The organism is Desulfovulcanus sp., from assembly GCF_982781345.1.
The window spans coordinates 1-14399 of the sequence record NZ_CEYAEZ010000024.1 but is presented as its reverse complement, the minus strand read 5'-3'; the positions used below and the strand labels follow the sequence as shown (position 1 = coordinate 14399).

Genomic DNA, 14399 nt, shown 5'->3' with positions numbered 1-14399 from the left:
CTAAATTAAACCTTCTTCCCCCTTTTACGGCCCCAGAACAAATAGGCCAGACCGCCTAAAACAGGAATAAACACAGCAGCGGCCAACCAAGCCATTTTTTCTTGAGGTGTGGCAAAGTCACGCTGAAAAATATGCCAGATTGCCCAAAGATTGGGTAAAATAGGCACAACTAATATGATTAATACTAATGGTAATTTCCCCGGAGGAATGCCAAACATCAAGCTCTCCTTTTATAAATGACCCAAAGGCCCAGAATAAAAAGCCCCAGGGCAAGGATTTGTGTTACGCTTAAAATTCCGATTGAGCCACGATAGTCGCCTCGAAAAAACTCGATGCTGAATCTAAAAAAAGCATATAAAATAAGAAACAAGCCCATCAATTGGCCTGAACCTTTTAGACGCTTTTTGCCGACCAAAAGGAAGATAAAAGTTACCAGCCCGGCCAGAGAATGATAAATTTGCGTTGGATGCAGGGGAACATACAGAGGCGCCAGAGAATCAGGATGAGTAAAGGTTACGGCCCATGGCAGAGTACATTGCGTCCCATAACAGCACCCGGCAGCAAAACATCCTAGCCTGCCCACGGCCTGTCCCAAAGCCAGCCCCGGAGCAACGGCATCTAGCCATGGCCACAAAGGCTGGTTTCTCTTACGCAAAAACACGTACCCACATATTGCACCAACAATGGCACCACCCAAAAAAACCAGACCCCCCTTCCAAAACATGAAGATTTCCAGAGGGTGCTCCAGAAAATACCTGGGATTAATGAGCACATAAAGAAGCCTGGCCCCTAAAATACCGCCCAAAATCAGATAAAAACCGAGGTCAGAGACCAATTTAGGATTTAATCCCCGGTACCTGGCCTCGCGCATGGTCCATGACATACCAAGCAAAAAAGCCGCTGCTATAAAAAAACCATAAGTATAGATGGTAAAAGAACCAATAGTAATCAGTTTAGGATGCATTTTTCTTCCGTTTGTAAAAGGAAATAAGCAGGGCAAGCGAGCCAAGGCTAATGGCAATGTCTGCTACATTAAAGGCTGGCCAGTGATGGGTACCCAGGTAAAAATCCAGAAAATCAATGACTTGTCCCAAACGAATACGGTCAACCATGTTGCCCAGAGCCCCACCTAGAATAAGTCCCAGCCCTGTAAACAAATAGTGGTCATTTCGGTCTACAGTTCTAACCAGATGAAAAATAAGGACTATAGCCAGAGCAGAAACAACAATAAAGAAATAAGTCTGCCACGTCAGGTCTGCTCTATTTAGAAAACCAAAGGCTGCACCTTTGTTCAAGACATGGACCAGGTTAAAAAAGCCAGGGATTATGGTCGTCCCTGACCATAAAGGGATGTTATTCTGTACCCAAAGCTTGGTTATCTGGTCCAGAATCAGGACCAAGGACCCCAGAAAAATGACTATCTTGTATTTTTTGGCCATCTGACTTTACCAGGTTTGTACAATTAAACACGTAGTACTGCAAATAACAAATTAAATAATTCAACTTTCGGAGTTATTTTACGTTCTCATTTTCTTCCATGCTAACAAAGACTTGGACACATCTAAGGCTTGCTTGCGGGCTGTGCATAAAGGGGATTTTTAGGTAAATGTTATTCAAAGCTTTTTCTGTATTCATGATATATTTCGTAATTTTTGTGAGGTAGTCTCCCTATGCACATCTTTTCCGCAAGCTTTGCCAAGATGTGTTGCCCAAGCCGTTTGTAATGCATTTCAGAAAATGCGCTCTCCAAAAGTGTTGAAATTATAGCGAGTTAGACAACTCCGAAAGTTGAGTTAAATAAAAAGTACCGGCCATTCTGAACAAAACATCTCTTCTGCTCAGAATAGCCTAGCCACTACGAGCTAAATTCCCTCATCACCTCGGCACACCTGGGACAAATTTCAGGATGTTCTTCATCCTGCCCCAGTTCCTCACTGTACACCCAACAACGGCTGCATTTTTGCCCGGAAGCCCTATCGACCTTTATTTTCAGATTGTCGATCTCTTCGCTGGTGTAAATGTCCTCCGGAGCCTCGGAAATGGGAGAAATATTTACCTGCGAGACAATAAAAACTTCCCTTAAATATGAGTGCACAGACTGCAACATTTCCCGAAGCTCATCGGATACATAAAGAGTGATCCGGCTATCAAGTGAATGTCCTAAAAGACCTGATTTGCGTGCCGGTTCAATGGCTCTGGTAACTTCGTAGCGCAAATCCAGAACAAGAGTCCATAAACTCTTCTCTTCCTCGGTTAAGAGGTCTTTTAAATCAGGTTGAAAACAAAGGCCGAATACGGTTTTCGATTCCTGTTTAATCTTTTCAGGCAGGTACTGGTAAATTTCTTCCGCAGTAAAACTTAAAATCGGGGCCATATCCTGTAGCATGAGAAGAAGAATCTGGTACAAGGCTGTTTGTGCCGACCTTCTCTCCAAACTCTTGGCTCCAGAGACATAGAGTCTGTCTTTTAGGATATCCAGATAAAAAGCGGACAGGTCTGTAACACAGAGATTGTGCAACGTATGAAATACCTTGTGAAACTCAAAATCATCATAGGCCTTTTGCATACGTTTGTGCCGGGTATAAACCAAGTCTAGTGCGAAGCGGTCTAATGGTAAAAGCTCCTTATTGGCCACTAAATCCTTTTGCGGATCAAAATCTGTTAAATTCCCCAGGATAAAGCGGCAGGTATTGCGGATGCGCCGATAGGCATCGACCAGCCTTTTTAGAATTTCCTCTGAAATGCGCAGGTCTTCCTGGTAATTTTCTGAAGCAACCCACATGCGCAAAATCTCTGCGCCGTATTTATCAATGATCTCTTGTGGAGCAATAACATTACCAACGGACTTAGACATCTTTCGACCCTGGCCGTCAACAACAAAACCGTGGGTAAGCACAGCCTTATAAGGAGGCACATCCCTGGTGCCAATGCTGGCCAGGAGTGAAGAATGGAACCATCCACGGTGCTGGTCCGTGCCCTCCAGATAAAGATCAGCAGGAAAATGGCATTCCTGACGCCCCTCTAAAACAGCCGCAAAGCTTGTGCCTGAGTCGAACCAGACATCCAAGATGTCATCTTCTTTTGTAAAGTTTTTGCTGCCGCAATGAGGACAAGTAAGGTCTGCCGGCTTTAATTCATCTATTTCTGCCTCAAACCAGTAATCCGCACCGCGCTCATGGGCGGCAAACTTGTCCACAACAGACTGAACCCAGTCGGGGTCATGCCAGGCTTCGCCACAGTCCGCACAGAGCAAAGCAATAATTGGTACTCCCCACATCCTCTGCCTGGAGATGCACCAGTCAGGCCTGTGCTCGATCATATTATAGATCCTGTCCCTACCCCAGGCAGGAATCCATTTAACCTTTTGATCTATGGCCTCCAATGCTTTTTGACGTAAATTATTCTCCTCCATGGAAATAAACCACTGGGTCGTGGCCCTGAAAATGACCGGTTTTTTACACCGCCAGCAATGGGGATAGGAGTGAGTTATATCTTCCCGGGCCAGAAGATGTCCTTCCTGGCTCAACTTTTCTATGACTTTTGGATTGGCTTCAAAAACAGTCTGGCCCGCAAAAAATTCTACCGAATTTAAAAATCTACCTTCATCATCTAAAGGAGAGAGAACCTCCAGACCATATTTTAAACCTGTTTCGTAGTCTTCGCGACCATGCCCGGGAGCCGTATGCACACAACCTGTTCCGGTATCAAGGGTAACATAATCGGCCAGAACTATAGGAGATGGGCGATCATAAAAAGGATGTTTAGCCTTTAACCCTTCCAGATCACTGCCTTTTATTCGCGCTATAATTTCCGGGTTTTCCCAGCCAAACCTCTCTTTATTTTCCGGCAACAAGTACTCTGCCAAAATATAGCCATCACCATTTACCTTCACCACTACATACTCAAAATCAGGATGTACGGCTACGGCCATATTATCTGGAATGGTCCAGGGCGTGGTAGTCCAGATCACTACAAAAAAATCGCCGGTAATTTGCGGAAATTTCTCTTTTGCTTTGGGGTCGGGCAGAGGAAAACGTACATAAATAGAGGGAGAAGTGTGGTCATAATATTCAACTTCAGCTTCGGCCAAGGCTGTCATACAGGAGATACACCAATAGATGGGCTTTTTGGCCCTTTTAACTGATCCCCTGGCCATAAACCGGCCCAGTTCGCGAGCCGTGGCCGCCTCATAGTCCGGGGTCATGGTCAGGTATGGTTTATCCCACACTCCTAGTACGCCCAACCGCTTAAATTCATTACGCTGAATATCTAAAAATTTCAGAGCATATTCCCTGCATTTTTGACGTATCTGAAGCACGGGCATCTCTTTTTTCTTTCCGCCCAGGGACTGCTCAACTTTCAGTTCAATGGGTAACCCATGACAGTCCCACCCGGGTACATATTCGGCCTTGTAACCCTGCATGTTTTTGGATTTGACAATGATGTCCTTTAAAATCTTGTTCATTGCCGTGCCTAAATGGATGTGCCCGTTGGCATAGGGGGGGCCGTCATGCAAAACATAGGTTGGCTTATCTTTATTGGCCTGGATCATGGCTTTATAGGCATTTATCTCTTCCCAAAATTTGAGCATTTTGGGTTCATTTTTCGTCAGGTTGGCCCGCATGGGAAATTTGGTCTTAGGCAAATTAAGAGTCTTTTTATAATCAACCATAAGTCAAGTTACCTCCTGCAGAGAATTTCATATGTTAATATTGATTGTATTAGTCGTAAAAGAAAAGTTGAACTTGAAACATAGTTTAGCTGAAGTCAAGAAAGAGCGAAGATTAAAAAGTCATAAGAGTCTGTGGCCAAACCTTACTTAAGAGGACAAATTTTCATATTTCTTTTCAATCCTGATTTCTTTCATGCCGGTGCAAATGCCTGGACCCATCTATAGCTTGCTTGCGGGCAGAGCATAAGGGGCATTTAGGGTAAATGAACATTCTTTTTATTGTCGATAGTTATGGCAAATAGTCCCCGATATTTAGCTTTGTCACCCCGATGCTCTGCTTATCCGCAAGCTTCACCAAGATGGATTACCCAGCCATTCGCAATGCATTCAAGAAACCAGGATTTCTCATCTGGTAGTCAAAATGGGGGTTTGGCTACAGGCTTTTTAGCCTCTTAGCTTCTTCTCCCAATTATAGGCCGTGCGGACTATCTCTTCAATGTCGTCATATTTAGGCTTCCAACTCATCTCCTTTAGAAGTTTGCCCGGGTCAGCAACAAGTTGCGCAGGGTCACCAGGACGACGGCCTGTTTCTATTACCTTAAAATCAACACCACTTACCTTTTTGACCGCATCAATGATTTCGCGCACAGAGTATCCATGTCCATAGCCACAATTATAAATTCCGGAAGGTTTTCCCTGTTCTAAAAACTTCAGGGCCAAAACATGGACATCAGCCAGATCAACCACATGGATATAATCCCTGATGCCTGTCCCATCAGGTGTTGGATAATCCGTACCAAAGATGGATAAAGATTCTCTTAAACCCAGGGCGGCTTGACAGGCTACCTTGATTAAATGGGTGGCATCTGGCGTACTCTGTCCAATGCGGCCCAGAGGATCTGCTCCTGCTACATTAAAATAACGCAAGATTATGAAGTTAAAATCAGGGTGAGCAAAACTTGCATCCCGGATAACCCATTCACTCATGACCTTGCTACGACCATAAGGGTTTATGGGCATAAGCGGGCTTTGCTCGTTTACAGGCACCTCCTCCGGCATACCATAGACAGCCGCTGTAGAAGAAAAGACAAAATTAGGGATATTATTCTTAACGGCCAATGCAATAAGAGAAGTGGTGTTAGAAGTGTTGTTTAAATAATATTTCAGAGGATTTTCTACTGATTCCGGAACCACTATACTGGCGGCAAAGTGAATAATGGCTTGAAATTTTTCTTCGCGCATAAGCTTGTCTAATTTGTCTCTATCCTTTAAGTCCCCGACCACCAGCCGGGCTGGTGGCAGTACAGCATCGGCCCGGCCAGTAGACAGGTTGTCATAAACAATTACCTCATATCCTGCTTGAGCTAGAGCAAGACTCGTATGCGAACCAATATATCCTGCTCCACCAGTAACGAGAATTTTCGCCATAAGCTTGTCTCCATATGGAAAATTTTTCTTTTATGCTTAATAGGTTTTGCAGGCAAAGACAAATCTTTTGCGTGACCTCTATCTGTATGCTAACTATTTAAAATGAGTGGGTGAATGGATGGGTTTGTTTGGTGGATCGATGAATAGGAGACATTATATCCCTTTCCCAATTAACCCATCAACTAACCCACTAACCATAAACCCAAAAGTCAGGAGGTAATTAATGCATAAAAAATACGGCTTTGAACTTCTTGAGGAAAGAAAAATTAAAGAGATTGCCTCAAGAGCCAAACTTTACAGACATAAAAAAACAGGAGCCAGGCTTTTGTCCATATTAAATGGGGACGAAAACAAGACCTTTGGCATAACTTTCCGCACTCCCCCAAAAGACAATACAGGGGTAGCCCATATTTTGGAGCACTCGGTCCTTTGTGGTTCCAGAAAATATCCGGTTAAGGAACCCTTTGTAGAATTGCTTAAGGGTTCACTCCAGACCTTTTTAAATGCCATGACCTATCCGGATAAAACATGTTATCCGGTGGCCAGCCAGAACTTGCGGGATTTTTATAACCTCGTTGATGTCTACCTGGATGCGGTATTTTTCCCCCGGATTTCCAAAGAAATTTTCGCCCAGGAAGGATGGCATTATGAGTTGCATAACCCGGATGAACCTCTAAGGTATAAGGGTGTAGTGTATAACGAAATGAAAGGGGCCTATTCTTCTGCTGATAACCTCCTGGCCGAATATGCTCAACAGTCCTTGTTTCCTGACACTCCCTACAGCCTGGATTCAGGTGGAAACCCTGAACACATCCCCGACCTTACCTATGAACAATTTAAAGAGTTTCATCGCCGTTACTATCATCCGTCCAATGCCTGGATATTTTTTTATGGCGATGACCAGGAAGAAATGCGTTTTAAGGCCTTAAGTAGCTATTTGGATCAGTTTGAACCCCTGACCATTGACTCCAGGATTCCTGAACAAAAGGCGCTGAATTTAGAAAAAAAGATAAGAAAAGTTTACATGGCAAGTGAAGACAACTCCAAGGCCATGCTCACGGTAAACTGGCTCTTGCCTACCACTTTTGACCCGGAGACAAACCTCTCCTTACGCATTTTAGACTATATCCTGATTGGTATGCCGGCCTCTCCTTTCCGCAAAGCCCTTGTCGACTCTGGTTTAGGAGAGGACCTGGCAGGCGTGGGTCTGGAAACAGACCTTATGCATCTGTTTTACTCCACAGGTCTTAAAGGTGTGACCAGTGATAACTTGGACCGGGTCGAAGAGCTGATTTTTTCCACATTAAAAAACATAGTAGCCGAGGGATTAAGCAAAGATATTATTCAGGCAGCCGTCAATACAATAGAGTTTGCTTTGCGCGAAAACAATACCGGATCCTTTCCACGCGGACTGGCTGTCATGCTTCGGGCTTTGACAACCTGGCTTTATGGACAAAGTCCTTTTTTGCTGATGGAGTTTGAACCTGTTTTAGCGCGGATTAAGGACAAAATTAACAAAGGGCCGCTGTTTGAACAGCTAATTGACAAATATTTTCTACAAAACAAGCATCGAACAACCCTGGTTTTAGAGCCTGATAAAGACCTTGAAAAACAGCTCAGAGAAAAGGAGCATAAACGACTTTTACAGGTCAAAGAAAGCTTGAGTCCCCAGGAATTGGATAGAATCATAGAAGAGACGAAAAAGCTTGAGCAAATGCAGGCTGCCCCGGATTCACCCGAGGCCCTGGCCACTATCCCCAGGTTAAAAAGAGATGACCTGGACAAAAAAATAAAGAAAATCCCCCTTGAGGAAGAAAACATAAATGGAATAAGCGTACTCATCCATCCTTTGCCCACTTCCGGTATCTTTTATATAGACCTTGGACTTAATATCCATCTTCTACCCCAGAAATATCTTTCTTATGTTCCCCTCTTTGGCCGGGCATTACTTGAAATGGGTACAAGATTTGAAGATTTTGTCTCGTTGACCACCAGGATTAGAAGAAAGACTGGAGGAATTTTTGCACAGCCTTTGGCCTCTCAGGTTCTGGGCGAACAAGATTGCACGGCCTGGCTCTTTTTGCGCGGCAAGACCCTGCCTGAAAACTTAAAAGAAATGTTAAACATATATAAAGATGTCCTTCTGGATCTGAACCTCGATAACAGGGAGAGGTTTCGCCAAATCGTCCTGGAAGAAAAGGCCGGCCTGGAAGAGAGTCTTGTTCCGCAAGGCCATCGTTATGTAGCCATGCGCCTAAAGGCCAGGTTTTCCGAAGCGGACTGGGCCATGGAGCATATGTCTGGTATAAGTTATCTCTTATTTTTGCGCTATTTACTGGACCAAATTGATAATAATTGGGACCAAGTACTAAGGACCCTTGAAGAAATTAAGTTTCTTCTTATACATAAAGACGCGCTCCTTTTGAATGTGACCACGGAAAGCAGGCTTTGGGAAAAGCACAGCCAGGATTTTCACGATTTTCTGACATTATTCCCCAAACGATTCATTTCTGATAGTAAATGGCTACCGGGTTCTCTGTGCGACAATGAAGCAATGGTCCTGCCCGCCCAGGTCAACTATGTTGGCCAGGCTGTAAATCTATTCGCCAAAGACTATGTCTTTCATGGTTCTTCACTGGTCGGCACAAGATTTTTACGAACCGGCTTACTTTGGGAAAAAATCAGGGTCATGGGCGGAGCTTATGGTGCTTTTTGTTCTTTTGACCACTTAACCGGAGTGATGACCTTTGTCTCCTATCGCGATCCTAATGTACTAAGCACCATTGAAGTGTTTAATCAGGCTGGAGAGTTCTTATCCACAAATCCACTGCCCGAGGAAGAAATAGACAAGGCAATAATTGGTACCATTGGTGATATGGACAGTTATCAGTTCCCTGACGCTAAAGGGTTTAGCTCTCTAATCAGGTACCTGACAAAAATTGATGACCAAGTAAGGCAAAAAATTAGAAACGAAGTCTTGGAAACAGACCGTAAGGACTTGCAAAGCTTTGGTTTAAGCCTCGATAAGGCGCGCTCAGAACGATTGATTTCTATCATGGGCAACAAGGCAAAACTAGAAGAGGCGCTCAAGGAAGGCCTAGATATTGCGAACGTGTTTAGTTTGCTTTAGAGGCTGTCCACCCTATTTTAAACGCTAATTGAAAGTCTTGGTTTCTGAAGTGCACTACAAACGGCTTGGGTAACCCATCTTAGTGAAGCTTGCGGAAAAGCAGAGCATGGGAAGAAATAGACTAAATATTTTACGACGGATACTATAACTATCGATAATAATAAAGAATATTCATTTATCCCAAAGGCCCCATTATGCTCTGCCCGCAAGCAAACTATAGCTGGGTCCGAGTCTTTGTACCAGCATGAAAGAACCCAAGACTGAAATAAAACCTTGGAAATTAAGTTGATAAAAAGGTTCGGCCAGAGGCTCTTTAGTAACGGCAGGCCTATGAGGGCCTGCCGTTAAACTCATCTATCCAGAATATTATTCTTAAGCCAGTTTAAATCCCACCACTCAACCGGATTCACCGGCAATCCAGAAATAAGAATACCAAAATGGAGGTGATCTCCACCAGCCATGCCGGTTGAGCCGGTTCTACCGATAATCTGGCCCTTGCGTACTGAGTCTCCTTCCTGAACATCAATCTGACTTAAATGAGCATAAAGTGACTGCAAACCAAGGCCATGGTCAATGATGACTACCTGCCCATAAATCCCTAAGAAACCGGCCCAAACAACCTTTCCGTTATTGGCTGCTGGAACCGGGGCTTGGGCCAGGGACGCCAGATCAACGCCTAGATGGGTCTGCTTGTCAATAAGCTGACCCTGATAATAATAACTTCGATGATCACCAAAAGAAGCCTTGCGGGCAGCATTTGGCTGACGTAAAAACTGGCCGGTAAATAAAAAATGATCAGCAGTTTTTAGGCCGATTTTACGGAGTTCCTGGCGATTTTTGGCCCGCAGGCTCTGGTTTACTTTTAAAAATAGGCGCAACAAGTCCTTTTCTTCTGGGAAAATGGACTGAAATTGAGGCATCTTGGCCTTTAGAAACCTGTCGCTAATATTGATTTTATCATGCCGAAATTTTCTCTTGTTTAGATGATGATAAAAACCTGACTTGGCCTTATTTTCTGCTAGATCAAGAGCCGTAATTGCGGGCATATCCTCCTCAGGCCGGGCATCATAAGGATAGGAAAAAAGACAATAATAAAGACCAGTTTTTTGTTTATATGCTGGGAAGAAATATTTTCCTACCTCCACTCCCGTCTGGGTAACCTGCTCGGAAACCTTGTAAACAACAAGCCCTGCTCCGCCCTGAGACAAATTATGCTTTTTGCTGACCAGAGAAATAAGCGGCGCTTTTGTGTCATAAACCATTTTTTTTACATAAAGACTGGTATTGCCCTTGCCCCAATTATTCCATGACCTATCTGTACATATTATCAACAACTCAAAAGGACCTTGCTTAAGTTTTGGGAGTTTAAACTCACCGGACCAGATCATGGTCTTGGCCGGAAAGACCTGATCGAGGACAGTGATTCTCTTCATGTTCTGCTTTAAAATCACCTGCAACTGCTTTAAACCCAATCCCTCATCTTTAGCTACTACTTGAAAAATTTTCTGAGCATTAGTGTAGATTAGGTCTGGAGAAACATTAATAATGGGCTTCTTCCTCTCGCCAAAGACAAAATAAATCAAACCGAGGCCTACACAGATTAAGATTATAAATAAAATATATATCTTTTTTTTCATAGCTCCTCCATGGCCAGAATTTCTGGCTACCTTACCTGACCTAACCAATAAACTCAATGTCCTCAGTTCTCATCACTCACACCAATCCCTCAAGGTATTACCTTTTGTAAAAAGATAATCTTGGAAAAATACAATTCTAAAATAGTTATGCTTTTATTTAATTTTTATTGCTAATTATAAAAATTTTTGATTAAAATAAGCCAAATGTATAGCTAATATTCGCCCTATATTTGAATAAAGATACATATTGTTATGCGAATTGGTAGGTGAGTATGTTTATAAAACTTTTGTAATACTTACTAACCTACTCAAATTAACCTAATTGTAGGAGGAGGGTATGAGTTTAACCAGACGTGAATTTGTCAAATTGTGCACCGGCACAGTTGCTGGCCTTGGGATTTCCCAGATGTTCCATCCAGCTCTGGTTCGAGCAATGGAAGAGGCAGCAAAGAAGACACCGGTGATCTGGGTTCAGGGCCAGGGATGCACAGGGTGTTCTGTATCGCTTTTAAATACAGTGCATCCGAGCATCAAAGAAGTTTTGTTAAATATTATCAGCCTGGAGTTCCATCCCACAATAATGGGCTCCGAAGGAGAAATGGCCCTTGAACACATGTATGAAGTGGCTGAAAAGTTTGCGGGCAAATTCTTCCTGGCAGTAGAAGGAGCTATTCCTAAAGCAGCAAACGGCAAGTACTGTATTGTAGGCGAAATGCATCATAGAGAAATCACCATGCTCGAACTAACTGAGGAGCTTGGTAAAAAAGCCGCGGCCGTGCTGGCTCTTGGCGCCTGTGCATGTTTTGATGCCGGCATTCCCGGCGCAGAGGGTAATTTGACCCAAGCCAGTTCAGTCCAGACTATATTTGATGAGAAGGGTATCAAGACTCCAGTCGTAAACATCCCCGGATGTCCGCCTCATCCTGACTGGATGGTCGGAACCATTGCGCATGCCCTTATGCACGGCATTCCTGAATTGGATGATAATGGCCGGCCAACCATGTTTTATGGAGAAAACATCCATGAAAATTGTCCTTACCTGAAATATGCCGACGATGGAGTAATGTGTGAGACATTTACACAAAAGGAAGGCTGCCGCATGGAGCTAGGTTGTAAAGGGCCAAATGCCAATGCTGACTGCTTCAAGAGAAAATGGAATAACGGCATAAACTGGTGTGTAGAGAACGCTGTTTGTATTGGATGTGTTGAACCTGGCTTCCCTGATGAGATGTCTCCATTTTATGAGGGCATGTAACTTATTTTAAAGTTTAAAGTGTGGGGAGAAGAACCTTATTGAGGAAACTCAAGCTATCTTCAATTTCGAAATCTAAACTTTTCCTCAAAAAGAGCTTATCAATTCTAGAACCAAACTTCACACTCTAAACTTAAATTAAATATCGAGGAGGATAAATTATGTCTGGATGCAGAGCAAAGCAGGCGCCTATGGCGGCTGGCGCTCCAGGAAAAAAAATAAAAATCGCGGTAGATCCAGTGACCAGGATCGAGGGTCACCTAAAGGTTGAGGTAGAAGTAAAGGACGGCAAGGTAGTAGATGCCCGGTGTTTTGGCGGCATGTTTCGCGGCTTTGAAAACATTTTGAAAGGCCGTGATCCCAGGGATTCTTCCCAGATTGTGCAAAGAATCTGCGGTGTCTGCCCCACTGCCCATGCCACGGCCTCAGTGCTCGCACAGGACAAGGCCTTTGGCGTCAAAGTAACCACCAATGGAAGGATTGTGCGCAATCTCATTTTTGGCGCCAACTATTTGCAATCTCATATTCTGCATTTTTACCATCTGGCTGCCCTTGACTATGTCAATGGCCCTGATGTTGCTCCTTTTGTGCCCCGCTATAAAAATAATGATGTCAGAGTAGATGCCAAAACAAACCAGCTCGGCGTTGATCAATACTTGAAAGCCCTGGAAATCAGACGGATCTGCCACGAGATGGTAGCCATGTTTGGCGGCAAGATGCCTCATGTCCAGGGCTTGGTGGTTGGCGGTACCACAGAGATTCCAACCGCAGAAAAAATCAAGCACTTTGCTGCCAACTTCAAGAAAGTCAAAGAGTTCATCGAAAAAGAATACCTGCCTTTGGTTTATGCCTTGGGTTCTGTTTATCCGGATCTACTGGAAACAGGCACAGGCTGGAAAAATGTAATTTCTTATGGCGTATTCCCATTAAATGATGCAGAAACAGAGTTCCTGCTCAAACCAGGCGTCTATACCAATGGCAAAGACGTCCCATTGGATCCGGCTAAAATCAAAGAGTACGTCAAATACTCCTGGTTTGATGATTCAACAACTGGCTTGCATCCCAGCCAGGGTAAAACCGTGCCTGCTCCGGAGAAAGAGACTGCCTACAGTTTTGTTAAGGCTCCACGTTACAATGATATACCCCACGAAGTTGGCCCATTGGCCAGAATGTGGATTACCAATCCCGAACTAAGCTCTGTTGCCAGGAAAGCTGGTTTCAAGAGAATGCGCGATTTTGGAGACAAGGCATTCTCCATACTGGGTCGTCACATTGCTCGCGCCGAAGAAACATTGCTGGTGGCTAAAGCAATTGAACAGTGGCTCGCCGAAGTAAAACCAGGAGCAGAAACATATGTGCCCTCTGAAGTACCAGAGCAAGGCGAAGGCATGGGACTTACAGAGGCTCCACGCGGCAGCTTGCTTCACTACCTGAAAGTTAAGGATTCAGTAATAGATAACTACCAAATCGTCTCAGCAACCCTGTGGAATGCTTCTCCCAGGGATGACATGAATCAAAGGGGTCCCATTGAACAAGCTTTGATTGGCGTTCCTGTTCCGGATCCCAAAAATCCAGTCAATGTCGGGCGCTTGATCCGCGCCTTTGACCCGTGACTGGGCTGTGCCGTGCACGTGTTGCACGCTGAGACTGGTGAAGAGGAAGTTGTACATATAGACTAATCCGGATAAAAAATTGACGTGACAACAAAGGGCCGTTAAAAAAAAGCGGCCCTTTATTTTTGGATAGCTGCTTATGAAGAAATTATTAGTTTTAGGCGTTGGCAATATTTTACTTATGGATGAGGGTGTGGGCGTATATGCGGTCCAGGAGCTAGGCAAGGAAGACTGGCCAGACGGGGTTGATTTTGTTGACGGCGGCACTTTTACACAGGATCTTTTTTATCTCTTTGAAAAATATGATCATGTGCTGGTCCTTGATGCTGTTCGTGGCGGCCAGGAGCCAGGAACTATCTATCGGCTAAAGGAAAAGGATTTGATTGAAAATAAAGATCAATCCTTGTCCTTGCACGATATTGACCTGTTGGACTCCCTGAAAATGGCTGAGCTTCTGGGCAAAAGACCAGAGCTGACTGTAATTGGTATTGAGCCTGAAAAGCTTGACTGGAACATGGAGCTGACTCCAACTTTAAAAGAAGCCTTCCCCAAGTTTTTACAGGTCATTCGCCAGGAGATACATAAAATTCTGGAGTAACTGCTCTTTTAGTTCCTGTGGCCAAACCCTATTTTAACCGCTGATTGAAAGTCTTGGTTTCTGAAATGC

Annotated in this window: 10 protein-coding genes; 4 read left to right on the top strand and 6 right to left on the bottom strand. The window is 44.1% G+C overall.

Features of this window, described 5'->3' with window-relative positions:
- Positions 1-5 precede the first annotated feature (5 nt).
- The 5 genes from AC3WVG_RS05515 to galE form a co-directional block, all read right to left on the bottom strand.
- Positions 6-218: a PLD nuclease N-terminal domain-containing protein gene (locus AC3WVG_RS05515; RefSeq protein WP_488797170.1), complete on the bottom strand. Its 213-nt coding sequence runs from the start codon at positions 216-218 to the stop codon at positions 6-8.
- Complete coding sequence (gene lgt / locus AC3WVG_RS05510; protein WP_488797169.1) at positions 218-964, bottom strand: prolipoprotein diacylglyceryl transferase; 747 nt, start codon at positions 962-964, stop codon at positions 218-220. The genes AC3WVG_RS05515 and lgt overlap by 1 nt, the downstream gene beginning before the upstream one ends.
- The gene (lspA, locus tag AC3WVG_RS05505; protein ID WP_488797168.1) at positions 954-1439 is read right to left on the bottom strand and encodes a signal peptidase II; all 486 of its coding nucleotides are present in this window, start codon (positions 1437-1439) and stop codon (positions 954-956) included. Before lspA ends, lgt begins: the two co-directional genes overlap by 11 nt.
- A gap of 416 nt (positions 1440-1855) precedes the next feature.
- A complete protein-coding gene (gene ileS, locus AC3WVG_RS05500) occupies positions 1856-4672 on the bottom strand; it encodes an isoleucine--tRNA ligase (protein WP_488797167.1) in 2817 nt (938 codons plus the stop codon).
- A gap of 444 nt (positions 4673-5116) precedes the next feature.
- Positions 5117-6100 carry a UDP-glucose 4-epimerase GalE gene (gene galE / locus AC3WVG_RS05495; RefSeq protein ID WP_488797166.1) on the bottom strand — a complete coding sequence of 328 codons (984 nt, stop codon included), beginning with the start codon at positions 6098-6100 and terminating at the stop codon, positions 5117-5119.
- A 223-nt stretch (positions 6101-6323) separates the two neighbouring features.
- Between galE and AC3WVG_RS05490 the strand changes: the two genes are divergently transcribed.
- Positions 6324-9230 (top strand): insulinase family protein, encoded by a 2907-nt coding sequence (locus tag AC3WVG_RS05490; protein ID WP_488797165.1) that lies wholly within the window; start codon positions 6324-6326, stop codon positions 9228-9230.
- Positions 9231-9580: 350 nt separating this feature from the next.
- On the opposite strand, the gene AC3WVG_RS05485 is transcribed toward AC3WVG_RS05490, so the two are convergent.
- The gene (locus AC3WVG_RS05485) at positions 9581-10867 is read right to left on the bottom strand and encodes a M23 family metallopeptidase (RefSeq protein WP_488797164.1); all 1287 of its coding nucleotides are present in this window, start codon (positions 10865-10867) and stop codon (positions 9581-9583) included.
- A gap of 337 nt (positions 10868-11204) precedes the next feature.
- Here AC3WVG_RS05485 and hysB point away from each other — a divergent pair, with 337 nt between their 5' ends.
- The 3 genes from hysB (at position 11205) to hysD (ending at position 14330) form a co-directional block, all read left to right on the top strand.
- The gene (gene hysB, locus AC3WVG_RS05480; protein WP_488797163.1) at positions 11205-12122 is read left to right on the top strand and encodes a NiFeSe hydrogenase small subunit; all 918 of its coding nucleotides are present in this window, start codon (positions 11205-11207) and stop codon (positions 12120-12122) included.
- Between the two features lie 158 nt (positions 12123-12280).
- Positions 12281-13798, top strand: coding sequence for a NiFeSe hydrogenase large subunit HysA (gene hysA, locus AC3WVG_RS05475; RefSeq protein WP_488797162.1), 1518 nt, complete (start codon positions 12281-12283; stop codon positions 13796-13798).
- A 73-nt stretch (positions 13799-13871) separates the two neighbouring features.
- The gene (hysD, locus tag AC3WVG_RS05470; RefSeq protein ID WP_488797161.1) at positions 13872-14330 is read left to right on the top strand and encodes a NiFeSe hydrogenase maturation protease; all 459 of its coding nucleotides are present in this window, start codon (positions 13872-13874) and stop codon (positions 14328-14330) included.
- Positions 14331-14399: the final 69 nt, after the last annotated feature.